This window comes from Sinomonas mesophila (assembly GCF_001999765.1).
In the GTDB taxonomy this organism is placed as follows: Bacteria; Actinomycetota; Actinomycetes; order Actinomycetales; family Micrococcaceae; genus Sinomonas; species Sinomonas mesophila.
On the sequence record NZ_KV908326.1, the window covers coordinates 213,719 to 237,769 of the forward strand.

A 24,051-nucleotide genomic window follows, 5' to 3' on the forward strand; every position below is an offset into this window, starting at 1 on the left:
CGTGGGCGTCCCGGCCAACAGCTTCAGCGACGCCGTCCTGAACGGCTCGCTGCTCATCGCCCTGCCCGTCGCCCTGCTCGCGGGCCTCGTCTCCTTCCTCTCCCCGTGCGTCCTCCCGCTCGTCCCGGGCTACCTCGGCTACGTCACGGGCCTGACCGGCGTGGACCTCGACAAGCAGAGGCGTGGGCGCATGGTCGGCGGCATCGGGCTGTTCGTGCTCGGATTCACCGCGGTGTTCGTCGCGACCGGAGCCGTGTTCGGCCAGCTCGGCTCGTGGCTCGCCATCTCCTCGGGCTGGCTCACGCGCGTGCTGGGCATCGTCGTCGTGCTCATGGGCATCGTCTTCATGGGCGGGCTCGGCATCTTCCAGCGGGAGGCGCGCGTCCACGCACGCCCGCCCGCGGGGCTGTGGGGCGCGCCCCTGCTCGGGGTCACGTTCGGCCTCGGCTGGGTCCCGTGCATCGGCCCGACGCTCGCCGCCGTCCAGCTGCTCGCGTTCTCGGACGGCGCGAGCGCCTACAAGGGCGCGCTCCTGACCTTCGTCTACTGCCTCGGCCTCGGCATCCCGTTCGTGCTCATCGCCCTCGGCGTGCGGCGCGGCCTGGGGGCCATGGCGTTCTTCAAGAAGCACCGCCGGGCCCTCCAGGCCTCGGGCGGCGGCCTGCTGATCCTCGTCGGGGTCCTCATGGTCTCCGGCGTGTGGAGCCACTGGATCAGCCAGCTGCAGATCTGGATCGGAACCGTGGAGCTGCCCGTCTGATGAGCGAGAAGAACACGTCCCCGACCGAGCCCGCGCCCGCGGCGCGGGGCAAGCAGTCCCAGCGCGGCGACGTCGCCCTCCCCGCCCTCGGCGTGCTCGGCATGCTGCGCTGGGCGTGGACGCAGCTGACGAGCATGAAGACGGCGCTCTTCCTGCTCCTGCTGCTCGCCGTCGCCGCCGTGCCGGGCTCGCTGTTCCCGCAGCGCCCCGCGAACCCCGCCGTCGTGACGCAGTACCTCAAGGACCACCCCGACTACGGCCCGGTCCTCGACACGCTGCAGATGTTCGACGTCTACTCCTCGGCGTGGTTCTCGGCCGTCTACCTTCTCCTCTTCATCTCGCTCATCGGCTGCATCATCCCGCGCGCCATCGCGCACTGGAGGCAGTGGCGCTCCCAGCCCCCGCGCACGCCCGCGCGGCTGAGCCGCCTGTCCGAGTACGGAACCCTCGTGGTGCCCGCCGAGAAGCGGCTCGGCGCGGCGCACGCGGCGGAGCAGGCTGCCGCCGTGCTGAAGAGGCGCGGCTACCGCGTTGACCTCCGCCCGGGCGACGCTCCGAACGCCTTCAGCTCGGTGGGCGCCGAGAAGGGCTACCTCAAGGAGCTCGGCAACCTCTGCTTCCACGCCGGCCTCGTCGGCGTGCTCGTCTCGGTCGCGATCGGCGGGCTCTTCGGCTACAGCGGCCAGCGCACGCTCGTCGAGGGCGAGACGTTCGTCAACACGCTCGTCGGCTACGACACCTTCACGCCGGGGACGAACTTCCAGTCCTCCTCGCTCTCCCCCTACTCGCTCCAGCTGGACAGGTTCGAGGTCCGCTACGACCGCGAGTCGGTCAAGCAGTTCGGCCAGCCGCTCGACTTCACGGGGTACCTGACCACGACGGACTCGCCGGACGCCGAGCCCCGGCAGCGCATCCTGAAGGTCAACGACCCTGTCATGATCGGCGGGACGAGCGTCTACCTCGTGGGCAACGGCTACGCCCCCGTGGTGACGGTGCGCGGCGGGGACGGGCAGATCGCCTACCAGGGCCCGATCCCCTCCATCCCCACCGACGCCGTCTACACCTCGACGATCGTCATCAAGGCCCCGGACGCTCGTCCTACGCAGCTGGGCTTCGTGGGCTTCTTCCTCCCGACCTCGGTGGAGGGGAAGGACGGCGTCGCCTTCAGCGCCGACCCGGACCCGCTCAACGTCCAGCTCAACCTCAACTCCTACGTGGGCGATCTGGGCCTCGACGCCGGGACACCGCAGAACGTCTACGCGCTCGACATCGCGAAGCTCACCCAGGTCAACGGCCGGGACAAGCCCGCGGGCGGAATCGTGCTCGGGGCGGGCGAGTCGTACACGCTCCCCGACGGGCAGGGCTCGATCAGCTTCGACGGCCTCAAGCGCTTCGTCGCGCTCGACATCCACCACAACCCGGGCCAGCTCGGCGCGCTGGCCTTCTCGGTCTTCTCCCTCATGGGCCTCGTCATCTCGCTCTTCCTGAGCCGGCGGCGCCTGTGGGTGCGCGTGGGCCAGCACGAGGACGGCCGCACGATGGTCGAGTACGGCCTCCTCGCCCGCGGCGAGGACTACGGGCTCGCCGCCGAGGGTCGCGCGGTCCGGGCCGCCCTCGCCGAGGCCTGGGGCCTCCCCGCCGGCCCGGAACAGACGCCGTCTGCAGGACAAGGCACAGCCGCCGACGCGACGCCCACCACTTCCACCCCCACGCACAAGGACGCATGATGCCTGAGATCAATCCGCTCCTCGGCTCGTACAGCGAGCTGTTCATGCTGCTGACGGCGGGCACCTACGCCGTTGCGTTCTTCGCCTTCGCGTGGGACGTCGCCACGAGCGGGCGCGTCGCCCAGCTCGACGCCGCGCGGCTGGCCGGCCAGAAGGCGGCGGCCCAGACGGCGGGCGCGCAGGGTGCCGTGGCGACCGCCGTCGTCGCCGATCCCGGCCTCACGTACGTGGGCACGCGCAAGGCCGCGCGCGTCGGCGTCGCCCTGAGCATCCTCGGCCTCGCGCTGCATGCGGCCGGCGTCGTGACCCGCGGCATCGCGGCCGGGCGCGTGCCCTGGGGCAACATGTACGAGTTCTGCACGACCGGCGCGTTCCTCGTCGTCGCCGTCTTCCTCGCCGTCCTGATCAGACGCGACCTGCGCTTCCTCGGCATCTTCGTCCTTGGCCTCGCGACCGTCATGATGGTCGCCGCCGCCGTCGCCTTCTGGACGCCCGTCGGCCACCTCGTCCCGGCGCTGCAGAGCTACTGGCTCATCATCCACGTCTCGATCGCCGTGCTCTCCTCGGCGCTCTTCACGCTGACCTTCTCGCTCGGCGTCCTGCAGCTCATCCAGGGCCGCCGCGAGGCCCGCATCGCGGCGGGCGAGGCCGAGCGCAGCGGGTTCATGCGGATCGTGCCGAGCTCGCTCACGCTCGAGACCCTCAGCTACCGGATCAACACGATCGCGTTCGTCGGCTGGACCCTGACCGTCATGTTCGGCGCGATCTGGGCCGAGAAGGCGTGGGGCCGCTTCTGGGGCTGGGACACCAAGGAGGTCTGGAGCTTCGTGATCTGGGTCGTCTACGCGGCCTACCTGCACGCGCGCGCGACCCGCGGCTGGAACGGCGCCCGCGCCGCGTGGCTCTCGATCGTCGGCTACCTCTGCGTGATCTTCAACTTCACGATCGTGAACATGTACTTCTCGGGGCTGCACTCCTACTCGGGGCTCTGAGGGCTCGCCGGCCCCTCGGGCCCGTCGACGGCGTCGATCGCGATCTCGCCATCCGGGCGTTCATGGATTCCGAGGACCAGAGTCTGTGGGGCCAGATGTTCGCGATGTCGGTTCTGCCCCTCGCCCCGATCATCGGCTGAGCTCAGAGCCCGCGCAGGAAGTCGGGGTCGTCGTCCGGGGCAATCGGGCGGCGGCCCCGCCCCCTGCCCGTGGAGGGCGGGGGAGTGGCCTTGCGCGGGCGCCCGAAGATGAACCAGAGGGCCGTGCCCACGGCCGGCAGGAGGGACACGAGGAACCAGCTCGTCTTGGAGATGCCGCCGCGCACCGCGCGGCGGTCGCTCATCGCGCAGTCGACCATCCCATAGAGCCAAAGGGCGACGATCAGGATGATGGGCAGAACGCGGATCATAGGACCATTTTAGTAAGCTCGTCCAGTGGCATCCCTGAAGTACTTCCTGATTCGCACCATACTCTTCGTCGTCCCGTTCGCCGTCTTCATGGCCCTCGGGATCAGCCCGCTCCTCTCGGCACTGTACGCCGTGCTCATCGCCTTCGCGATCAACTACCTGTTCCTGCTCCGCCAGCGGGACGACGCCGCCCAGGAGGTCCGGGAAGTCTTCGGCGGCCGGAAGCAGGTCCGCTCGAGCCGGGAGCTCGAGGACGCCGAGGCCGAGGACGCGCTCGGCGGGGAGCCCCGGCCCGAGGGTGGGCCCGCGGCCGGCCACGCTGACGGCAAGGACAAGCCCGAGGGCAAGGACAAGCCCGAAGACCAGGCCTAGACGTACTTGCCGGCCCCTGGAGAGGGGGCCGGTCCGGCCGGCCTCGATGGCACAGCGTGCGCATCGCGAACCTGCAGCTTTCCTGCGACACACCGGTGAATGCACCGCGGAAGGCTACGGTGTCGCCGGGAACCTACGGCCTCGTCGGGGCGTGAGTCTCCCGGAATCGCCTCGCTCCGCCCCGAGCCAGCCTAGACCGCTGCCCCCAGCACGATCGCGAGCGAGAACAGCGCGGCATAGCCGAGGTTCATCAGCCCGGTCTGCTGCAGGACGGGGACGAGCCGGATCCCGCGCTTGCCCCCGAGCATGAGCCATGCGGGCGTGAGGCACGCGGGCACGAGCAGGAGCACGAGAAGCATCCACGGGTTCCACGGCGCGAGCACGAGCGGGGACAGCACCGCGATCCCGAGCATCCACACATACGCCTTGCGGGCCCGCGTGTCGCCGAGGCGCACCGCCATGGTCCGCTTCCCGGAGACACGGTCCGTGGGGATGTCCCGGACGTTGTTGGCCATGAGCAGCGCATCCGCGATGAGGCCCGTCCCGATCGCGCCGATCCACGCCGCGGGGCTGAGCGTGCCCGCCTGCGTGTAGGTCGTGCCGAGCGTGGCCACGAGGCCGAAGAACACGAACACGAACACGTCCCCGAGCCCGAGGTAGCCGTACGGGTTCTTCCCACCCGTGTACCCCCACGCGGCGGCGACGCAGCCGAGCCCGACGAGGAGCAGCCACCACGTCTGCGACAGGACCACGAGGGCGAGGCCGAAGACCATCGCCGCGCCGAACGCGGCGAATGCCGCGCGCTTGACGGCGGCCGGCTCGGCCGCGCGCGAGCCCGTGAGCCGGAAGGGGCCCACCCGATTGTCGTCAGTGCCGCGCACGCCGTCGGAGTAGTCGTTCGCGTAGTTGACGCCTACCTGGAGAAGGAGGGCGACGAGCGCCGCGAGGACGGCGTTGACGGGCCTGAAGGCGTCGAGACCGAAGGCCGCGGCGCTGCCGATCACCACGGGCGCGACGGCCATGGGCAGGGTCCGCGGCCTCGAGCCGGCGATCCACTGGGCGGGAGTTGCCACGCGTTTGGTCCTCTGGGTCTGGTTCTTGCGATGGTTCATGGGGGCCGGGCCGTGCGCTCGCCTCATGGCTGCGAGCGGTGCGCGGAGCGCAGGATCTCGGTCAGGGCCGCGCGGTCGGGCTTGCCGGTCGCCAGATGGGGGAGGTCCTCGAGCGTGACCCATACCCTGGGCGCGAGCCGGCCCAGGCGCACGACGGCGTCGGCCCGGACCGCCTTCAGGTCCGCCTCCGGGACGAGCACCACCGCGGCCGCGAGCGCCTGGCCCCACTCCGGGTCGTCGACGCCGGCGACGAACGCCTCGCGCACGGCGTCGAGCGCCTCGAGCTCGGCCGCGACACGCGCGGCGGAGGCCTTGACGCCGCCGGTGATGACGACGTCGTCCGCGCGCCCGAGCACGTGGAGGCGCCCGTCGTCGCCCATCTCGCCGACATCCGAGCTCACGTACCAGCGGATGCCGTCCTCGTCCGTGCGGAAGTGCTCGGCCGTGCGGTCCGGGTCGCCCACGTAGCCGGAGGCGACGACGGCGCCGCCGAGCCACACGCGCCCGTCCACGAGCTCCACCTCGACGCCCTCGAGCGGCTGGCCGTCGTACACGCAGCCGCCGCACGTCTCGGCCGAGCCGTACGTCGTCACGACGTGCACGCCCTCCTCGCGGGCGCGCTCGAGCAGCCGCGGAGGTATCGGGGCCCCGCCGAGCAGGACGGCGTTGAAGCGCCGCAGGGCCGCCATGGCGCGCGGCGAGGCGTCGTCGAGGAGCCGGCGCAGCTGCGTGGGCACGAGGGACGTGTAGCGGATCGGGTCGGTGAGCTGCTCGGCGGCCTCGGCGAAGCCCTCCGGCGTGAAGCCCTCCGAGAGGTCCATGGCCCACGGGCGGGTCCCCGCGAAGAGCGAGCGGACGAGGACCTGAACGCCGGCGATGTACTCGAGCGGTAGGGCCAGCAGCCACTGGCCCTCGCCCTTGAGCGCGATCGCCGTGCCCATTGACGAGGCCGCGAGCGCGTCGACCGTGAGGGCGGTCGCCTTGGGCGCGCCCGTCGAGCCGGAGGTGCGCACGACGACGGCCGTCCCCTCGGGCAGCCCGGCGGCGGCCTGCGAGGGGCGCCAGAGCCGCCACGCGTCGTCGTGCGCCTCGCCTCGGTGGGCGGCGCGGCCGGGCACGCCGCCGCCCGCAGGGCCGAACTCGACGGCGGGCCCCTCGCCCGCGAGCGCCGCGGCGAGGGCGGTGAGCACTGGGTTCAGGTTCACGGCTGCCTTCCGTTGCGGGGTCAGAAGTAGTAGGGGAACGGGGTCCAGTCCGGCTCGCGCTTGGCGAGGAACGCGTCGCGGCCCTCGACGGCCTCGTCAGTCATGTAGGCCAGGCGTGTGGCCTCGCCCGCGAAGACCTGCTGGCCCGCGAGCCCGTCGTCGGCGAGGTTGAACGCGAACTTGAGCATGCGCACGGCCTGGGGGGACTGGCGCGCGATGTCCGCGGCGTACTCGAGCGCGACCTCCTCGAGCCGCGCGTGGTCCACGGCCTCGTTCACGGCGCCCATCGCGACCATGTCCTCGGCCGAGTACTCGCGGGCGAGGAAGAAGATCTCCCGGGCGCGCTTCTGGCCGATCTGGCGGGCCAGGAGCGCCGAGCCGTAGCCGGCGTCGAACGAGCCGACGGTCGCGTCGGTCTGCTTGAACTTCCCGTGCTCGCGGCTCGCGATCGTGAGGTCCGCGACGACGTGCAGCGAGTGCCCGCCGCCGGCCGCCCAGCCGTTGACGACGGCGATGACCACCTTGGGCATGGTCCGCATGAGCCGCTGGACCTCCAGGATGTGGAGCCGGCCTGCTCGGGCCGGGTCGATCGTCTCGGCCGTGTCGCCGGAGGCGTACCTGTAGCCCTCGCGGCCGCGGATGCGCTGGTCCCCGCCCGAGCAGAAGGCGTGGCCGCCGTCTCTGAGGGACGGGCCGTTGCCGGTCAGGAGCACCGTCGCGACGTCGGGCGTCATGCGCGCGTGGTCCATCGCGCGGTACAGCTCGTCGACCGTGCCGGGGCGGAAGGCGTTGCGCACCTCGGGGCGGTTGAACGCGATCCGCACCGTGGGCAGGTCGCGGACGACGGCGCCGGACGGGTCCCGCTCGACCTGCCGGTGGTAGGTGAGGTCCTCGAAGCCGAACCCCTCGACCTCGCGCCAGCGGGTCGGGTCGAAGGTGTCGGAGACATTCTCGGGCAGGGCACTCGACGCAGTGGTGGTCACGGGAAGCCAGTCTAGTCGGGGGCCATGGCCGCGCGGGCGACGGGCGTCATCACCGCTGGCGGCATCAGAAGCCGGGCCAGACCTTCATCGGTGGACTGCGTAGGTTGCATTGACCATGCCGTTGCCGCTCGTGGTGCTGGAGAGAAGACGTAGTTGGACGTCGTGATCAAGGAAGCCGAAGAGCGGAAGCCCGTGTCCGAGGAGCACGGGGGCCCACCCGATGCTGATCTCGTCGATGAGGTCAGCGCGCAGAAAGGTCTGGATGACTTTGCCGCCGTCGACATAGACCTGACGGGCACCGAACCGATCGAGTGCTGTGATGGCCTCGTCAAGGTCTCGAACGACAGTGATGCGGTCATCGTCGGCCCGGAGGGTGGTGGACAAGACGATCACGCGCTTGTGCGCGTACGGCCATGCGCCGAAGGTCAGCACCTTCTCGTAGGTGCCTCGTCCCATGACGAGGTGATCAATCATCGGGAAGAAGGAGTCCCAACTCAGTGCCTCTGCGCTGTTGGTGGCAGTCGCACGGTGCGGCACCGGTGCGGGGTCGGTCAGCCAGCCGATGTCGCCATCGGGACGGGCGATGAAGCCATCGAGGCTTGCGCCGATGAAGACTCGGCCTGTCCAGCCGCGGGTGTGGGTCATGACCATACCTCCAGGAGTTCGTCGAGAATCTGAACCGGTTCAGGGGCGTCCGCCTCGGTGGCTCGACGCAGCATTGCCCCATTCAGGGCGTCGAAGAGCAGGCGGGCCCCGCGGTGCGGGTCGCCAAGGCGGGGCAGCTCGGTCAGGTCCAGGAGCGACGCGACGTATCCGATCTCCTTGGACCAGCCTTCAGCAAGCAGCTCACGCAAGCGCTCGTCAGTGAGGTCGTCAAGCAGGTTGATCAGGCCTTGGGCCACCCGGTCAGGCCCACTGGGGGAGAATCGCTGCTCAACCCAGGACCGTAGCTCGTCGCCCGAGGCCCTCCCCTGGGGGCCGTCCGGGATCGAGTCGAACCATCTGCGGCTCAACGCCAGAAGGATCCCCTGCCGCGAGCCGAACCGCTTGAGCAGGCCAGCGGGGCTCAGTCGGGCTGCGGGTGCGATCTCTGCCAGCGTCCAGGGGTCAAGCGACCGCCGCCGCTCCAGTGTCGACGCGATGCGGTTCAGGAGTACGGATTCGTCGTCTCGTCGAGGCCTGGCCACATGTTTAGTAAATCACGATTCACTAATTGGCGCCCTATCGGGGTCCCGGCTCCTGGGGGACGATGGTCGCATGGAGGTCGTGCCCGTCGAGACACCCCAGCTCGGGGACCGCAGCTACCTGGTCCACGACGGCGAGGTCGCGCTCGTCGTCGATCCGCAGCGGGACACGGACCGGATCGAGGCGGCGGCTCGGGCGGCGGGCGTGCGGATCACGCACGTCGCCGAGACCCACCTGCACAACGACTACCTCACGGGCGGCCTGGTCCTGGCCCGCGCCCACGGCGCGGCCTACCTCGTCGGGGCCGAGGAGCAGGTCGCCTACGAGCGCGAGCCCGTCGCCGACCGGCAGGAGTTCCGCGTGGGCGCCCTGTCCGTGACGGCCCTCGCGACGCCGGGGCACACGCACCACCACGTCGCCTACATCGTCCGCGGCGGCGGACGGACCGCGGTGTTCTCGGGCGGGAGCCTGCTCTACGGCTCGGTGGGCCGCACGGACCTCGTCGCGCCCGGGGACACGGAGGGACTGGCCCGCGACCAGTACGTCTCGGTGCGCCGTCTCGCTCAGGAGGCCGGGCCCGACGCCGAGCTGTACCCGACGCACGGCTTCGGGTCCTTCTGCTCGGTCGGGCCCGCGTCCCGGGCGGGAACGTCGACGGTCGGCGAGCAGCTGCTCGCCAACCACGCGCTCACCGACCCGGACGAGGACCACTTCGTCGGCGAGCTCCTCGCGAACCTCACCGCCTATCCCGCGTACTACGCCCACATGGCCCCGCTCAACGCCCACGGCCCCGGGCCGGCGCGGCTCGCGGTCCCTGAGCCGCTCGACGCGCACGAGCTCGGACACCGCCTCGAGGCGGGCGAGTGGGTCATCGACGTGCGCCGGCGCGTGGCCTTCGCGAGCAGCCACCTGCGTGGGAGCGTGAGCTTCGAGTACGGGCGCGGCACGAGCTTCACCGCCTACGTCGGCTGGGTCATCCCGTGGGGCCAGAAGCTCACGCTCGTCGGCCCGCGCGGGGACGTCGAGAAGGCCGTGCGGGACCTGACCCGGATCGGGATCGACTCCCCGGACGCGGCCCTCGGCGAGGACCCGGGCGCCCTCGTCCCGGGCGCGGAGCTCGCATCCTACCCCCGCACCGGCTGGGAGGAGCTCGCGAGCGGCAGGCGGGAGGGCGACGTCGTCCTCGACGTCCGCCGGGCCGAGGAGCACTCCGAGGCCCACGTGGCCGGGTCGGTCAACGTGCCCCTGCACGAGCTCCTTGCACGGCTGGGCGACGTGCCGCCCGGGCGCGTCTGGGTGCACTGCACCTCGGGCTACCGGGCCGGGGTCGCGGCGAGCCTGCTGGCCCGCGAGGGGCGCGACGTCGTGCTCGTCGACGACCGCTTCGAGCGCGCGGGGGATCTCGGCGTGCCGCTCGAGCGCTGAGCCGTCCCGCCGGGGGCCGCCGGTGCTGCGGCCCCCCTCTCAACGCCGCATCGCAACACGCCGTGATTCGGACCGGATAACAGCGTGTTGCGATGCGGCGTTGTGGCGGTGGGGCGGCTTGACAGTGCGCCGGGGTGCCGCGACCCTAGAACGCATGGTCCGCTGAGCCGCTTCCCCGACCCCCGTCCGCCCGGGCTCGGCGCGTGCCTGCGCGAGCCCGCGAGCCGCCGAAGCGAGGCCAGACCATGCCTGCATCTCCAGACCGCACCCCCTCCCACGCCGTCGCCCCCTCCCACGCCAGCGCCGGCCCCAGCTCCGTTCACCTGACCGTCACCGGCGTCTCGCACGGCTACGGCGACCGGCTCCTGCTCGACGGCGTGCACCTCGTCGTCGCGGACGGCGAGCGGATCGCCGTCGTCGGCGAGAACGGCGCCGGCAAGTCGACCCTCCTGCGGCTCCTCGCCGGCGTCGAGCGTCCCGACGCGGGCAGCGTCGCGGTGCACGGGCGGATCTCCCGGCTCGCGCAGACGTACGACGCCGGCGCGACCGTCGGCGCGCTCCTCGCCGAGGCGTCCGCCGCCGCGGCCGAGGACGCGACGGCGGCGGAGAGGGAGCTCGAGGCGCGGGTCCGGGCGGGCATCGCGCTCGAGCGGCTCGGCGTCGGCCGGATCGCCCGCGAGGACGCCGACCGCACGCTCGGGAGCCTCTCGGGCGGCGAGGCCGAGCGCGTGTGCCTGGCCCTCGCGCTCGCGGACCCGGCCCCGATCCTGCTGCTCGACGAGCCCACCAACCACCTCGACGCCGCGACGCTCGCGTGGCTCGAGGCGGAGCTCGCGGCGCGCAGCGGGATCGTCGTGGCCGTCTCGCACGATCGCGACTTCCTCGAGCGGTTCGCCCGCGTGGTGCTCGAGGTCGACGCCGACCGGCGCGCGGTGCGCCGCTACGGGACCGGCTACGCGGGCTATCTGGCCGCGAAGGCCGCCGAGCGGCGCGCGTGGGAGCACGAGTACGCCGAGTGGGTCGCGGCCAAGGAGCACGAGCGGGCCAAGGCGGCCGCCGTGTCAGGCCGCATCGCCTACGGCCGCATGACGGACAAGGACATCTCGGGCTACAACTACTTCGGCCAGCGGGTCAGCGCGGCCGTCGAGAGCCAGATCCGCTCGGCCCGCGAGCGGCTCCGGCGGCTCGAGGCCGCGCCCGTCATGCCGCCGCCGCGGCCCCTGCACCTCGCGGCCGCCTTCGAGGTGGAGGACGGCGCGGCCCTGTCCGCCGAGGCCGCCGCCGTGCCGGGCCGGCTCGCTCCCGTGGACCTCGAGCTCGCGCCGGGGGAGCGGCTGCTCGTCACGGGCCCCAACGGTGCGGGGAAGACGACCCTGCTGGGGGTCCTCGCGGGCAGGATCAGCCACACGGGCGCGGTCCGGACGGCGGTGGCCGGGCCTGGCCAGGCGGTGCTCCCGGAGGCTGAGGGCGGCGAGGCAGAGCCGACATCCCGCCGCCCCGCCGCCGTCGCACTGCTCCCGCAGGAGCTGCCGCCGCCAGCGGACCCGCACGCGCGCCTGCTCGCGGCGTACGCGGCGGGCCTGGCGGGCGACCTGGACGAGCACGCCGAGCGGCTCCTGCATGTGGGCCTGTTCAGGGTGCAGGACTTCTTCGTGCCCGTCGGTTCGCTCTCGGCGGGGCAGTACCGGCGACTCGCGCTGGCCCGCCTGCTCGCGGGCCATTCGGAGCTCCTGCTGCTCGACGAGCCGACCAACCACCTCGCGCCGCTGCTCGTGGGCGAGCTCGAGGCCGCCCTCGAGAACTACCGCGGCACGCTCGTCGTGGCGAGCCACGACCGCGCGCTCGGGCGGTGGTTCGCGGGCCTCGAGGGCGGCCGGCGGCTGGAGCTCACTGCTGCTGGAGATGGACCAGGAACTCGACCTGCCCGGCCGGCTCGACCTTAACGAAGCCGAGGTCCGGGGCCTGGATGCCGTAGTCGGAGACCGTCACGGGGATCGCGCCCGAGGCGGAGACGCTCTCGCCGTCGCGCACCACCGAGAGCGTCGCCGTCACGTCGCGCGTCTGGCCCGCGAGCTCGAGCGTGCCGGAGACGGGGACCTCGACCGGGTTCGCGCCGATCTCGGGCAGCGTCACGGGGGTGCCGAGGGCGAAGGTCGCGGTGGGGAACTGGCTCGTGCGCAGGGCCGTCGAACGGAAGTAGCTGTCGCGGTTGCCGTTGTCGGTCGTGATGCTCGCGACGTCGACGACGACCGACGCCGCGGTGAGCACGCCGTCGGCCACCGTCGCGGTGCCGGTGACCTTCTCGGTACGGCCGACGACGGTCACGTCGGCGCCGTTGAGCACCTCGTCGATGCGGTAGCCGGCCTGGGAGCCCGAGGCTACCGTCCACGTGCCGTCGTCCGCGCCGTCGGGGCGTTGCCCCGTGGTCGCGAGGAATGTCGGCGAGGTCGCGGTGGGTGTGGACACGGAGAGTGGGGCCTTGGCTTCGGGCTGCATCGAGGCGTAGATGCGCGGCCCGGCGACGACGGCGACGATCGCGGCGACGGCCACGACGAGGCCTATGAGGAGCCAGAGCTTGCGGTTCTTGGTCACGTGGAGTCCCTCGCTAGGTAGTTGACGTTTCACGTGTTCCACGGCCCGGGTCCCGCAGTGGTTCCCGCCGGTTCCTGTGCTTTCTACTGTGCGAGCGAGGAGATGTCCATCGTGTAGATGAGGACCACCGAGAGTGCGTTCTTGAGCGCGTGCAGGAAGTAGCTGAACATGAGGTTGTTCGCCGTCCAGACGTAGGCGAAGACGAGCACGAGCCCGAACCCCAGGTACGGCGCGAGCGACTGGAAGGTGATGGCCTCCCGGCCGGCGATGTGCAGCGCCGCGAACAGGAGCAGCGAGGCGGCGTAGCAGATCCACCGATTGAGGTAGAGGCTCAGCTTGCCGATGAGCAGGTGGCGGAAGATGTACTCCTCGACGAACGGGCCGATGAGGATGAGCAGAGGGGCCGTGAGGTACCAGGGCACCTGCCTCGCCATGTCCTCGAGCCCGGTCTGGTTGACGGAGACCTGGACACCGCCGGAGAGCATGACGACGAGGACGGTCACGATGAGCATCGCCACGAGCATGAGCGGGAGGATGCCGAGCGTGAACCACGGCCGCGTGCCGAGGATGCGCAGGTCCCGCGCCACGTACCGCCGCGCGGCCAACAACGCGGCGACGAACACCACGGCGTAGATTCCGAGGTTGAGCAGGAACACCGCCGCCGTCGGGTCCGCGGCCACGGCGGCGATTCGGCCGAGCGGAAGGAACGCGGCCGCCAGCGGCAGGATCAGGTAGAGCAGGACGGCGAGGCCGTCCAGCGCCGTGTAGCGGCCGAAGCGGCGCGGCCGGACGGGTGCAGAGGTCGAACGTGGCAGCATCGTCACGTCAACGAACAGGGCAGGCCCCCCGTTCCGGGTTGACCGGGGCGTGGCCGGGTGAGAATCTTTATAGAACGAACGGTCGGTAACTAAAAGGTCGGCAACCCACAGTGGGAGCCCGACGCCCACGCTCGAGACTACGCATAAGGAAGTGCACATGGCTGAGGCCTTTCTGATCGGCGGCGCGCGCACCCCGGTGGGGCGCTACGGCGGCTCGCTCTCCTCCGTCCGTCCCGACGACCTCGCGGCCCTGACCGTCAAGGCAGCGGTCGAGCGCGCGGGCATCGACCCCGCGGCCGTGGACGAGGTGATCCTGGGCAACGCGAACGGCGCGGGCGAGGAGAACCGCAACGTCGCGCGGATGGCGTGGCTCCTGGCCGGGTTCCCGGACAGCGTTCCGGGCGTCACGGTGAACCGGCTCTGCGCCTCGGGGCTCTCCGCCATCATCATGGCGTCCCACATGGTCAAGGCGGGCGCGGCGGACCTCGTGGTCGCCGGCGGCGTCGAGTCGATGTCCCGCGCGCCGTGGGTCATGGAGAAGCCGGTGGCGGCGTTCGCCAAGCCCGGCGCGGTCTTCGACACCTCGATCGGGTGGCGGTTCACGAACCCGGCCTTCCTCTCCGGCGAGCTCTCCCGCGACGGCAAGGCGACGTTCTCCATGCCCGAGACAGCCGAGGAGGTCGCCCGGGTGTTCGGCACGAGCCGCGAGGACTGCGACGCGTTCGCGGTCCGCTCGCACGAGCGGGCCCTCGCCGCGATCGAGGCAGGACGCTTCGCCGAGGAGATCGTCCCGGTGACCGTGACCGGGAAGAAGGGCGCCCAGACAGTCGTCGACACCGACGAGGGACCGCGCCCGGGCACGACGGCGGAGGTCCTGGCCGGGCTGCGCCCGGTCGTGAAGGGCGGCTCGGTCGTGACGGCGGGCAACGCCTCGAGCCTCAACGACGGCGCCTCGGCGATCGTCGTCGCCTCCGAGGCCGCGGTCGAGAAGTACGGCCTCGCCCCGCGCGCACGCATCCTCGAGGGCGCCTCCGCGGGCGTCGCGCCGGAGATCATGGGCATTGGCCCGGTCCCGGCCACCCAGAAGGTCCTCGACCGGGCGGGCCTGTCCGTCGCGGACCTCGGCGCCGTCGAGCTCAACGAGGCGTTCGCATCCCAGTCGCTCGCCGTCATGCGCGAGCTGAAACTGGATGAAGGCATCGTTAACAACGACGGCGGCGCGATCGCCCTCGGCCACCCGCTCGGATCCTCCGGCTCGCGCCTGGTCGTGACGCTCCTCGGCCGGATGGAGCGCGAGCTCGCCGGCGGGGACCGGAGGCTCGGCCTCGCGACGATGTGCGTCGGCGTCGGGCAGGGCACCGCGCTGCTCGTCGAGGGGGTCTGATGGCAGCCGAGCCGATTCAGGACGACGGCGCTCCGCGCCTTGACCCCTCCGGCTTCGCGACGCTGCGCATCGCCGAGGGCGCGGACCGGCTGCACGCGACCCTGCACCGGCCGGAGGTGCGCAACGCGATCGACCAGGCGATGGTGGACGAGCTGCACGCGGTCTGCGCGCACCTCGAGGCACACCCGAAGGTGCTCATCCTCTCGGGCACCGCCGCGGATCCGGAGACGGGGGCGAAGGGGATCTTCGCCTCGGGAGCGGACATCGCCCAGCTGCGCGAGCGGCGCCGCGACGACGCTCTCGCCGGGATCAACTCAACGGTGTTCGACCGGATCGCGAAGCTTCCGATGCCGGCCATCGCTGCCCTCGAGGGCTACGCCCTCGGCGGCGGCGCCGAGCTCGCCTACGCCGCGGACTTCCGGATCGGCACCCCCTCGCTGCGGATGGGCAACCCCGAGACCGGGCTGGGGATCATGGCCGCGGCCGGGGCGACGTGGCGGCTGCGCGAACTCATAGGCGAGCCGCTCGCGAAGGAGATCCTCCTCGCGGGGCGGGTGCTGACCGGTCAGGAGTGCCTCGAGGCGGGGCTCGTCACCGAGCTCGTCGAGCCCGAGCAGCTCCTGCCTGCCGCGCACGCGCTCGCGGACCGTGTCGCGGCGCAGGACCCGCTCGCGGTCCGCATCTCGAAGGCTGTCTTCCACACCCCGCGGGAGGTCCACCCGCTCATCGACACCCTGGCCCAGGGCATGCTCTTCGAGTCCCAGGCCAAGTTCGACCGCATGCAGGCCTTCCTGGAGAAGGGCAGCACGAAGAAGACCAAGGACGGGAAGTAGCACACATGGGCACCATCAATCTGGCCGAGGGCCTCCCGGAGCGCGTCGGCGTCCTAGGCGGCGGGCGCATGGGCGCCGGCATCGCGCACGCGTTTCTCATGGGTGGGGCGAAGGTCGTCGTCGTCGAGCGCGACGACGACGCCGCCACCGGGGCCCGGGAGCGGGTCGAGGCCTCGGTGGCCAAGAGCATCGAGCGCGGCGGGGTCCAATCCTCCGCCGGGGAGATCCTCACTGCGTTCGCCACGAGCACGGACTATGCCGACTTCGCCCTGTGCGACCTCGTCGTGGAGGCGGTCCCCGAGGACCCGCAGCTGAAGACGACGGCGCTGACCGCCGTCGAGCGCGAGCTGAACCCGCGCGCGTTCCTTGCCACGAACACCTCGTCCCTGTCCGTGACGGGCCTGGCCGAGTCCCTTGCCCGGCCCGAGCAGTTCCTGGGCCTGCACTTCTTCAACCCCGTGCCGGCCTCGACGCTGATCGAGGTCGTCATCGCCGCGAAGACGTCCCCTGAGGCCGAGGCCGCCGCGCGCGGCTGGGTCGAGGCGCTCGGCAAGACCGCCGTCGTCGTCAAGGATGCGCCCGGCTTCGCGTCCTCCCGCCTGGGCGTGGCGATCGCCCTCGAGGCGATGCGTATGGTCGAGGAGGGCGTCGCGACGGCCGAGGACATCGACAACGCCATGGTCCTGGGCTACAAGCACCCCACCGGCCCCCTCAAGACCACCGACATCGTTGGCCTCGACGTGCGTCTCGGGATCGCCGAGTACCTCCACTCGACCCTCGGCGAGCGCTTCGCCCCGCCGCAGATCCTCCGCGACAAGGTCGCCGCGGGCGAGCTCGGCCGCAAGAGCGGCAAGGGCTTCTACGACTGGACCTGACCCCGGGTTGCAGGGACCTGACCCCGCGTCCTTCATGGGGGACGCGGGGTCACCTCTCAACGATGCGGGGTCAGATCCCTAGGATGCGGGGCCACGACTCACCGTCGGCTGGCGGTGCCAGCCGCGGCCGGTCTCGCGACGGACGCCTGGGCCGTAGCCGCTGGGCCCGTCGTGGAGACGTCGATCACCCACCCCGCCCACGGCAAGTGGGCGAGGATCACGGGATGGGTACTGGGGGCCTGATCGGTGCCGTACGTCATCGTCGGTGTCCTTCGTGTCGCTGTCCTTCGGTCCTTCCAGTGTCGGAAGCCGCTGTTTCCGGCAGATGTCGCGTTTGCAACGCCCAGGGAAGAAACGTCTCTCCGGGCTGACGAGTGTCCTTCTCAGAGCCTCCGCTGGATCGCCGCGGCGTAGGCTGCGTACCCGGCCGTGTTCGGGTGGTACGGCCCCGTGAGATGGGTGGGGCCGTTGATCCAGGAATCGGCCGAGCCGAGGCCGTGGCCCAGGAACGGGATGACGACGTCGACATACCGCGCCCCAGCTGCCGTGGCGCCCGCCGCAATCGCTGTGTTGAGGCCGATGATCGTGGCGTTGACCGTGTCGTCCAGCAGCGTGGTCGGATCCTGTTCGAAGAGGAGCGGGTAGCCGGTGACGACGACGTTCGCGCCCCGCGCGCGCTCCTGCGCGGCATCGACAACGGCGGCGATCTCGCCGTCGAGCACGGCGATCGCGGCGAGGGACTGCCGGAACGCCTGGAGGCACGCGAGCGACGAGGCGTCCGGGATGCAGGCCTGGAACACGGCGAAGGCGCCGGCGTCGTTCGCGCCCACCGTGATCGTCACCTCCGTCGCGTTCCTCGGGATGGCGGGCACCTGGGCGGCCAGCACCTGCTCGGCCGTGGCGCCGCCGCAGCCGAGGTTGGGCGCGGCGCCCAGGAGCGCGGCGTAGCCCGCGTCGGTGCGCCCGCAGACGGGGTCGAGGACCTTCCCGGCCCCGACGCCGGCGGCGATGGAGTCCCCGACGGCTGCATAGCGGGTGGGCGGCACGGCCGCGGCGGGTGCGGTGCCCGCGGCAAGGAGTGAGAGTGCGGCCGCGGCGGCAGCCACGGCGCGGCGGAGGCGGGTGATGGCCATGCTGGCTCCTCACGTAAGGGCTCAGCCGCCGCAGTCCGACCCTCTGCCGGTGGACTCCGCCAGCGTCACCGGGCAGTAGTCCTGACCCGCGCCATCCTAGGCCCGCCCGGAGCCGCGGTGAAGGCGCCGCCATGCGCCCTGCTCGCGTTCACGCGGCGGGCTAGGCTGGGCGGCATGGACACCGCCGAGCCGCTCGACCCCGTCGCGTGGGAGGGTGCCGTCAACGCCCGCCGCGTGCGCGGCGAGGTGTTCCGGATGGGCCGCCGGGAATGGCTCACCGAGCGCGGGTGGCGGCAGATGCGCGACGACGGGGTCCGCACCGTCATCGACCTCCGCAACCCGGGCGAGCAGCGCCGGCGGCCGACCGACCCGGCGGTGCGGCCAGACGCGATGGCGGGCATCGCCGTCGTCAACGCCCCGACCGAGGATCCTGCGCATCCCGAGCACGCAGAGCTGTTCGCAGACCGCGTCCCGCCCTATCTCAACCACCCGGACGGCTACGAGCACATCGTGCGGCTCTTCCCGGAGCGCCTCGTGGCGGTCTTCCGCGCGATCGCCGAGGCGCCCGCTGGCGTCGTGCTGCACTGCTCGGCGGGGCGTGACCGCACCGGCCTCGTCGTGACGATGCTCCTGGCGCTCGCGGCACCCGAGGCCGCGCGCGAGGCGGCCGCGGCGCACGACGAGGCGAGCGTGCGCGGGATCAACGAGTGGCACCGGGTCAGCCCCGTCCGGCATCCCTTCGAGCGCTACCAGGACGACGCCGAGCTGGCGCCGCTGCTCGCCGGCCGTCGGGAGGCGCTCGCCGGGTTCGCGGCGGGGATCGACGTCGAGCGGTACCTCGTGCGGCATGGCCTGAGCGCCGCGGAGCTCGAGGCGGTGCGGAGGAAGCTGGGGCGATAGGGGGACCGGCTCAGCGGGCGAAGGCGGGCGTGGTAAGCGGAGGCCCGAGGGCGGCGCCCACCGCCGGGGCATAGCCGAGCCGATGGCCTGCGGACGTCGGATGGAGCGCGACGCCCGCCTCGCTCGGCGCACGGATCCACGGATCTGCTGAGGCGAAGCCGTGCCCGTCGAATGCCTCGGTGACGGAGACGAAGCCCGCACTGTTCGCTTCTGCGGCGCTCCTGATCGAGGAGTTGAGGACGTCCGCCCCGACATTGAGGGCTTGGGCCACGGTCTGGAGGTCCCCACTCAGGTTCTCCTCGTCGAACAGCCGCGGGTAGCCCGTCAGTGTGATCTCCGCACGGGGCGCGGCGGCGCGGACCGCCGCCACCACCCGTGAAAGCCTGCCCGGAAGAAGGGTGGCCGCCGCATGCTGGGAGGCTTCGATCATCTGGGCGCAGTGGACGGAGCCCTCCAGGCATGCCGCCGTCGTCTGGAGTGCTCCGACGTCGTTGCCGCCCACCGTCACGGTCACCGTGCGCGTCGCGGGCCTCAGGGTGGCGGCCTGCTGGATGACGTCTTCAGTGGTGGCGCCCCCGCACGCCCTGGTGACGCCGCCGAGGACGGTGGAATAGGCCTCGGCCGTCCGCCCGCACGAGGCATCGGCGATGGTGTCGCCGCCCACGCCGGCCGCGAAGGAGTCGCCGAGGCCGACGTACAGCGGGGGCGGGGCTGCCGATGCGGGGAAGGCCGCGGCGCCCGCCGCGAGGCCGGTGGCAGCGAGCAGGACGGCGCCGAGCCTGCGGATCCGGGCAGAGGTGTTCATGGGATCTCCTCGTGCGCTCGTGGCACAACCAGAGTAGAGGGCCCGCGCAGAAACCTCCTCTCGTCCTGGAAGGGCTCACCGTGTATTCTTGGTTTATTACCGAACGGCCGGTCAGTAATTACCCGGCCGGAGGAAGTCAGCTTCGCCCTCTCGGAAGGATCCGTCGACGATGACCACTGCCCCGGAAGCACCCGCCACAGACGCCGCTGCCGCCACGGTCGTCCCCAGCTACATCCGCGACTCCTGGTGGACGCCGGCCAGCGGCGCCGGCCGGGGCGCCGAGGTGCGCGATGCGAGCACCGGCAAGCTCCTCGCCGTCGTCAACGCCGACGGCCTCGACCTCGCCGGAATGGTCCAGCACGCGCGCACGGTGGGCCAGCGTGAGCTGGGCGCACTGACCATCCACGAGCGCGCCCTCAAGCTCAAGGAGCTCGCCCAGTACCTCAACGCGCGCCGCGACGAGGTCTACGAGCTCTCCTACCGCACCGGAGCGACCAAGCTCGACTCGATGGTCGACGTCGACGGCGGCATCGGCGTGCTCTTCACCTTCGGCTCGAAGGGCCGCCGCGAGCTGCCCAACACCAACGTGATCGTCGACGGGCCCATGGAGGCCCTCTCCCGCGACGGCTCCTTCGTGGGCGAGCACATCTACACCCGCATCCCGGGCGTCGCCGTGCAGATCAACGCCTTCAACTTCCCCGTCTGGGGCATGCTCGAGAAGTTCGCCCCCGCCTTCGTCGCCGGCGTCCCCACGATCGTCAAGCCCGCGACGCCGACCGGCTACGTGACCGAGGCGATGGTCCGGCTCATGGTCGCCTCGGGCATCCTCCCGTCGGGCTCGATCCAGCTCGTCTCGGGCTCGGCCCGCACGCTCCTGGACGAGCTCGACTACCGCGACATGGTCTCCTTCACGGGCTCCGCCTCGACGGCGAACATGCTCAAGTCGCACCCGAACGTCGTGCACGGCGGCGTCCGCTTCACCTCCGAGACGGACTCGCTCAACGCCGCGATCCTGGGGCCCGACGCCGTCCCGGGCACCCCGGAGTTCGAGGCGTTCGTCAAGTCCGTGGTCACCGAGATGACGGTCAAGGCGGGCCAGAAGTGCACCGCGATCCGCCGCGCGATCGTCCCCGCCGAGCTCGTGGACGACGTCGTCGCCGCCATCGGCGCTCGGGTGGGGGAGCGCGTCGTGGTCGGCGACCCGCGCGCCGAGGGCGCGACCATGGGCGCGCTCGCCTCCCTCGAGCAGCTCAAGGACGTGCGCGGCGCCGTCGAGTCGCTCGTCGCCGCCGGCGGCCGGATCGCCGTTGGCTCCCTCGACGCGCCCGAGGTGCTCACCGCGAGCGGGGAGAAGGCCGTCGTCGCCGACGGCGCGTTCATGTCCCCGCTCGTCCTGACGTGGGACGACGTGCGGGCGCCGGCCCTCCACGGCACCGAGGCGTTCGGCCCGGTCTCGTCGGTCGTCGGCTACACCTCGCTCGAGGAGGCCGTCGAGCTCGCGGCGCTCGGCTCCGGCTCGCTCGTGGCCTCGGTGTGCACCAACGATCCGGCGACGGCGCAGGCTCTCGTGACCGGCATTGCCGCGCACCACGGCCGCGTGCTCATGCTCAACCGCGAGGACGCCAAGACCTCGACCGGCCACGGCTCCCCGGTCCCGCACCTCGTCCACGGCGGCCCCGGCCGCGCGGGCGGTGGCGAGGAGCTCGGCGGCATCCGCTCCGTCAAGCACCACATGCAGCGCACCGCCCTCCAGGGCTCCCCGAACATGCTCACGGCCGTCACGGGCGTGTGGCACACGGGCGCGGACCGGCACCTTGCGGACCCGGCGGACCCGTCGGCGCACCCCTTCCGCAAGTCCCTCGCCGAGCTGCGGATCGGCGACGCCGTGCGCTCCGAGCTGCGTCAGGTCACCCTCGAGGACATCACGGCCTTCGCCAACGAGACCGGCGATACGTTCTACGCCCACACCAACGAGGAGGCCGCGGCGGCCAATCCGTTCTTCCCGGGCATCGTGGCGCACGGCTACCTGCTCGTGAGCTGGGCGGCTGGCCTGTTCGTCTCGCCCGAGCCCGGACCGGTCCTGGCCAACTACGGCCTCGAGAACCTGCGGTTCATCACCCCCGTCCCCGCGGGGGACTCGATCCGGGTCACGCTCACGGCCAAGGAGATCACCCCGCGCGTGACCGACGAGTACGGCGAGGTCCGCTGGGACGCCGTCCTGACCAACCAGGACGACGAAATTGTCGCAACCTACGATGTTCTGACCCTCGTCGCCAAGGAGTGGCCCGCTTAAACTGAAGCCGTCAGTTCCCCTCGTGGAGGTGCGCGATGACCAACCTCGCAACAAGACCGACGACAACCATCCTGACCGTGGCCGACGAGGCGCGGGCCAGGAACTTCTACGAGGGAGCGTTGGGGCTCCCTGTCCGCGGCAAGGACCCGACCGGGATGACCATCCTGGGTCTGGAAGGATCCGCATCGCTTGGCCTCATGGTGGATCCGAAGGCGGTCCACTCTGGCCACGCGGCCTTGACGTTCGAGGTCGATGATCTCGAGAGCGCCATGGCCGATCTCGAAGGGCACGGCGTGCACTTCGAGGACTACGACCTGCCGGACATCAAGACGGATGACCACCACATCTGGACCAAGGGCGGGGACAAGACCTCGTGGTTCGCCGACCCGGACGGCAACATCATCTGCCTGCACCAGGGCGGAGTCATCGAGTACAACATGTGATAACGCACGACGCGCGACGGCGGAGGGCCGGGCAGGTGCCCGGCCCTCGCTGTGTCCCCCGTCAGTGGCGCGGACATCGCTGAGTCCGCGGTCATCAGCCCGCGTCCGGGGCGTCCCAGCACTCGATCCACAGCGGGCCACCAGCGGTCGCGGCGCGTGAGATGGGCTCGAGCCCGCCCGTATCGGGGTCGATCCGGTACGCCGTGACGTGGTCGGACCGCTCGCCGCACACGAGCAGGAACTGCCCCGAGGGGTCGATCGCGGAGCCGCGCGGCTGCGCCTCCGTCTCGGTGTGGCCCGCGAACGCGAGCCGCCCGTCGGCGTCAACTGTGAAGGACGCGAGCGTGCTCGTCGAGCGCTCCGTCGCGACGAGGACGCGCCCGTCCGGGGTGAGCCGGAGGTCCGCGCACCAGACGACCCCGAGGCCGGGGTCCGGGGTGCTGGGGGAGCGGACGATGCCCGGCGCGAGGCCCAGGCCCTCGACCGCGGAGGTGCGCTGGAGCAGCGAGAGCCCGCCGGTCTCGGGGTCGCGCACCAGCACGTCCACGTCGCCCGAGAGCTCGTGCAGCACGTAGACGCGGTCGCCGGCGGCGTTGACCCGCAGGTGCCGCGGCCCCGACCCCGGCATCGCGGCGAGCTGCCCGGCCGGGCGGACGACGCCGTCGTGCGGCTCATCGAGCGGGAACCACGAGACGCGGTCGTCCCCGAGCGAGGCCGTGTACACGTGCCGCCCGTCCGGGCTCGGGACCGCGCAGTGCGTGTTGGGCCCGGAGCGGTACTCGGTGGCGCGGGGGCGGGCCGCGCCAGCGGCCCCGCCTGCCGCCCGTTCGCTCGTGGCCCCAGGGACGGGGAACCGCGCCATGAGGCCCTCGTGGTACGAGGCGCTCAGGAGCTCCCGCCCGCCGGGCGCGAGCGCCAGGTAGCACGTGCTCGCCGGGGCCTCGCTCTCCGCCGTTGCCGTCGCCGACCCGGTCGCGGCGTCGAGCGCGAGCGCGACGGTGCGCGGCGGCGTGCCATTCGCTCCCGCGTAGAGCGTGCCCGCCGGGTCCAGGGCGAGCGCCGAGACACGCCCGAGCCCCTCCGCCCGGGAGACGGGCTCGATCTGGCCCGACGCTCGATCGAGCGCGAGGGTGTCGACGGCGCCGCCCCCGGCGCACGCGATGAAGACCAGGATCCGGGACATGCTCAGAGCCCGAGGGTGTCGAGGAGGGGGAGGTGGGCGCGGACTGTGGTGCGGGCGTCGGCGGCGGTGGGGGCTTGGAGGGCGAGGGTGGCGAGGTTCTGGGCCTGGGGGAGGGTGATGGTCTTGAGGACGGCGTTGACGGCGGGGAGGGCGCGGGGGGACATGGAGAGGGTGGTGACGCCGAGGCCGACGAGGACGGCGGCGAGGGCCGGGTCGGCGGCGGCCTCGCCGCAGACGCCGACGGGCTTGGGCCGGCCGTCGGGGTTCTCGGCGCTGGCCTGGGCGGCTTGGGCGGCGCCGTCGCAGGTGGCCTTGATCAGGTGCAGGACGGCGGGCTGCCAGGGGTCGTTGAGGGTGGCGAGGGGGCCGAGCATGCGGTCGGCGGCCATGGCGTACTGGGTGAGGTCGTTGGTGCCGAGGGAGGCGAAGTCGGCGGTGGCGAGGATGTGCCCGGCGGTGAGCGCGGCGGAGGGGACCTCGACCATGACCCCGGCGGTGGCGAGGCCGGCCTCGCGGGCGAGGCGTGTGAAGTGGGCGGCCTCGTCGGGGGTGGCGATCATGGGGGCCATGACCCAGACCTCGGCGTCATTCTTGGCGGCGGCGTCGGCGATGGCGGCGAGCTGG

At 72.0% G+C, this 24,051-nt stretch carries 24 protein-coding genes; 12 read left to right on the forward strand and 12 right to left on the reverse strand.

The window, feature by feature from the left end:
• Position 1: 1 nt before the first annotated feature.
• The 3 genes from BV907_RS07380 to ccsB are packed head-to-tail and all read left to right on the forward strand — an operon-like array spanning position 2 to position 3,479.
• Positions 2-760 carry a cytochrome c biogenesis CcdA family protein gene (locus BV907_RS07380; RefSeq protein ID WP_245827838.1) on the forward strand — a complete coding sequence of 253 codons (759 nt, stop codon included), beginning with the start codon at positions 2-4 and terminating at the stop codon, positions 758-760.
• Positions 760-2,487, forward strand: coding sequence for a cytochrome c biogenesis protein ResB (resB, locus tag BV907_RS07385; protein WP_077489071.1), 1,728 nt, complete (start codon positions 760-762; stop codon positions 2,485-2,487). The genes BV907_RS07380 and resB overlap by 1 nt, the downstream gene beginning before the upstream one ends.
• Positions 2,487-3,479 (forward strand): c-type cytochrome biogenesis protein CcsB, encoded by a 993-nt coding sequence (gene ccsB, locus BV907_RS07390; RefSeq protein WP_077489072.1) that lies wholly within the window; start codon positions 2,487-2,489, stop codon positions 3,477-3,479. Before resB ends, ccsB begins: the two co-directional genes overlap by 1 nt.
• Before the next feature lie 142 nt (positions 3,480-3,621).
• On the opposite strand, the gene BV907_RS07400 is transcribed toward ccsB, so the two are convergent.
• Entirely contained in the window at positions 3,622-3,888 is a 267-nt protein-coding gene (locus BV907_RS07400; RefSeq protein ID WP_077489074.1) for a PLD nuclease N-terminal domain-containing protein, read from the reverse strand.
• A 25-nt stretch (positions 3,889-3,913) separates the two neighbouring features.
• On the opposite strand from BV907_RS07400, the gene BV907_RS07405 reads away from it, so the two are divergent.
• A complete protein-coding gene (locus tag BV907_RS07405) occupies positions 3,914-4,258 on the forward strand; it encodes a DUF4229 domain-containing protein (RefSeq protein ID WP_077489075.1) in 345 nt (114 codons plus the stop codon).
• Positions 4,259-4,449: 191 nt separating this feature from the next.
• On the opposite strand, the gene BV907_RS07410 is transcribed toward BV907_RS07405, so the two are convergent.
• The 5 genes from BV907_RS07410 to BV907_RS07430 form a co-directional block, all read right to left on the reverse strand.
• Positions 4,450-5,370, reverse strand: a complete 921-nt coding sequence (locus BV907_RS07410) for a 1,4-dihydroxy-2-naphthoate polyprenyltransferase (protein WP_281250850.1) — start codon at positions 5,368-5,370, stop codon at positions 4,450-4,452.
• Between the two features lie 23 nt (positions 5,371-5,393).
• Positions 5,394-6,575 (reverse strand): AMP-binding protein, encoded by a 1,182-nt coding sequence (locus BV907_RS07415; protein WP_077489077.1) that lies wholly within the window; start codon positions 6,573-6,575, stop codon positions 5,394-5,396.
• Positions 6,576-6,595: 20 nt separating this feature from the next.
• Positions 6,596-7,558, reverse strand: a complete 963-nt coding sequence (locus tag BV907_RS07420; RefSeq protein WP_077489078.1) for a 1,4-dihydroxy-2-naphthoyl-CoA synthase — start codon at positions 7,556-7,558, stop codon at positions 6,596-6,598.
• An 84-nt stretch (positions 7,559-7,642) separates the two neighbouring features.
• Complete coding sequence (locus tag BV907_RS07425) at positions 7,643-8,203, reverse strand: dihydrofolate reductase family protein (protein WP_077489114.1); 561 nt, start codon at positions 8,201-8,203, stop codon at positions 7,643-7,645.
• On the reverse strand, positions 8,200-8,745 hold the full coding sequence (locus tag BV907_RS07430; RefSeq protein ID WP_077489079.1) for a TetR/AcrR family transcriptional regulator: 546 nt from the start codon (positions 8,743-8,745) through the stop codon (positions 8,200-8,202). Before BV907_RS07430 ends, BV907_RS07425 begins: the two co-directional genes overlap by 4 nt.
• Positions 8,746-8,815: 70 nt before the next feature.
• On the opposite strand from BV907_RS07430, the gene BV907_RS07435 reads away from it, so the two are divergent.
• The gene (locus tag BV907_RS07435; RefSeq protein ID WP_077489080.1) at positions 8,816-10,168 is read left to right on the forward strand and encodes an MBL fold metallo-hydrolase; all 1,353 of its coding nucleotides are present in this window, start codon (positions 8,816-8,818) and stop codon (positions 10,166-10,168) included.
• A 245-nt stretch (positions 10,169-10,413) separates the two neighbouring features.
• Positions 10,414-12,111 (forward strand): ATP-binding cassette domain-containing protein, encoded by a 1,698-nt coding sequence (locus BV907_RS07440; RefSeq protein WP_077489081.1) that lies wholly within the window; start codon positions 10,414-10,416, stop codon positions 12,109-12,111.
• Here BV907_RS07440 and BV907_RS07445 read toward each other — a convergent pair.
• Both BV907_RS07445 and BV907_RS07450 read right to left on the reverse strand, forming a co-directional pair.
• The gene (locus tag BV907_RS07445; protein WP_139346655.1) at positions 12,056-12,760 is read right to left on the reverse strand and encodes a YceI family protein; all 705 of its coding nucleotides are present in this window, start codon (positions 12,758-12,760) and stop codon (positions 12,056-12,058) included. The two genes, BV907_RS07440 and BV907_RS07445, sit on opposite strands and share 56 nt — an antisense overlap.
• Before the next feature lie 83 nt (positions 12,761-12,843).
• The gene (locus tag BV907_RS07450; RefSeq protein ID WP_077489082.1) at positions 12,844-13,578 is read right to left on the reverse strand and encodes a CPBP family intramembrane glutamic endopeptidase; all 735 of its coding nucleotides are present in this window, start codon (positions 13,576-13,578) and stop codon (positions 12,844-12,846) included.
• A gap of 157 nt (positions 13,579-13,735) precedes the next feature.
• Here BV907_RS07450 and BV907_RS07455 point away from each other — a divergent pair, with 157 nt between their 5' ends.
• The 3 genes from BV907_RS07455 to BV907_RS07465 are packed head-to-tail and all read left to right on the forward strand — an operon-like array spanning position 13,736 to position 16,670.
• Positions 13,736-14,962 (forward strand): acetyl-CoA C-acyltransferase, encoded by a 1,227-nt coding sequence (locus tag BV907_RS07455; RefSeq protein ID WP_077489083.1) that lies wholly within the window; start codon positions 13,736-13,738, stop codon positions 14,960-14,962.
• Positions 14,962-15,795, forward strand: coding sequence for an enoyl-CoA hydratase/isomerase family protein (locus tag BV907_RS07460; protein ID WP_077489084.1), 834 nt, complete (start codon positions 14,962-14,964; stop codon positions 15,793-15,795). Before BV907_RS07455 ends, BV907_RS07460 begins: the two co-directional genes overlap by 1 nt.
• 5 nt (positions 15,796-15,800) lie before the next feature.
• Positions 15,801-16,670: a 3-hydroxyacyl-CoA dehydrogenase family protein gene (locus BV907_RS07465; RefSeq protein WP_077489085.1), complete on the forward strand. Its 870-nt coding sequence runs from the start codon at positions 15,801-15,803 to the stop codon at positions 16,668-16,670.
• A gap of 383 nt (positions 16,671-17,053) precedes the next feature.
• On the opposite strand, the gene BV907_RS07470 is transcribed toward BV907_RS07465, so the two are convergent.
• Entirely contained in the window at positions 17,054-17,803 is a 750-nt protein-coding gene (locus tag BV907_RS07470) for a GDSL-type esterase/lipase family protein (RefSeq protein ID WP_077489086.1), read from the reverse strand.
• 174 nt (positions 17,804-17,977) lie between these two features.
• Here BV907_RS07470 and BV907_RS07475 point away from each other — a divergent pair, with 174 nt between their 5' ends.
• Positions 17,978-18,703, forward strand: a complete 726-nt coding sequence (locus BV907_RS07475) for a tyrosine-protein phosphatase (protein ID WP_077489087.1) — start codon at positions 17,978-17,980, stop codon at positions 18,701-18,703.
• A 10-nt stretch (positions 18,704-18,713) separates the two neighbouring features.
• Here BV907_RS07475 and BV907_RS07480 read toward each other — a convergent pair whose 3' ends face one another.
• Positions 18,714-19,508: an SGNH/GDSL hydrolase family protein gene (locus tag BV907_RS07480; protein ID WP_077489088.1), complete on the reverse strand. Its 795-nt coding sequence runs from the start codon at positions 19,506-19,508 to the stop codon at positions 18,714-18,716.
• Positions 19,509-19,677: 169 nt separating this feature from the next.
• Between BV907_RS07480 and paaZ the strand changes: the two genes are divergently transcribed.
• Both paaZ and BV907_RS07490 read left to right on the forward strand, forming a co-directional pair.
• A complete protein-coding gene (paaZ, locus tag BV907_RS07485; RefSeq protein WP_077489089.1) occupies positions 19,678-21,801 on the forward strand; it encodes a phenylacetic acid degradation bifunctional protein PaaZ in 2,124 nt (707 codons plus the stop codon).
• A gap of 35 nt (positions 21,802-21,836) precedes the next feature.
• Positions 21,837-22,244, forward strand: coding sequence for a VOC family protein (locus BV907_RS07490; RefSeq protein WP_077489090.1), 408 nt, complete (start codon positions 21,837-21,839; stop codon positions 22,242-22,244).
• Positions 22,245-22,338: 94 nt separating this feature from the next.
• On the opposite strand, the gene BV907_RS07495 is transcribed toward BV907_RS07490, so the two are convergent.
• A complete protein-coding gene (locus tag BV907_RS07495) occupies positions 22,339-23,427 on the reverse strand; it encodes a lactonase family protein (RefSeq protein WP_077489091.1) in 1,089 nt (362 codons plus the stop codon).
• Between the two features lie 2 nt (positions 23,428-23,429).
• The coding region (locus BV907_RS07500) for a putative PEP-binding protein (protein ID WP_342745528.1) at positions 23,430-24,051 on the reverse strand (622 nt) is incomplete at its 5' end.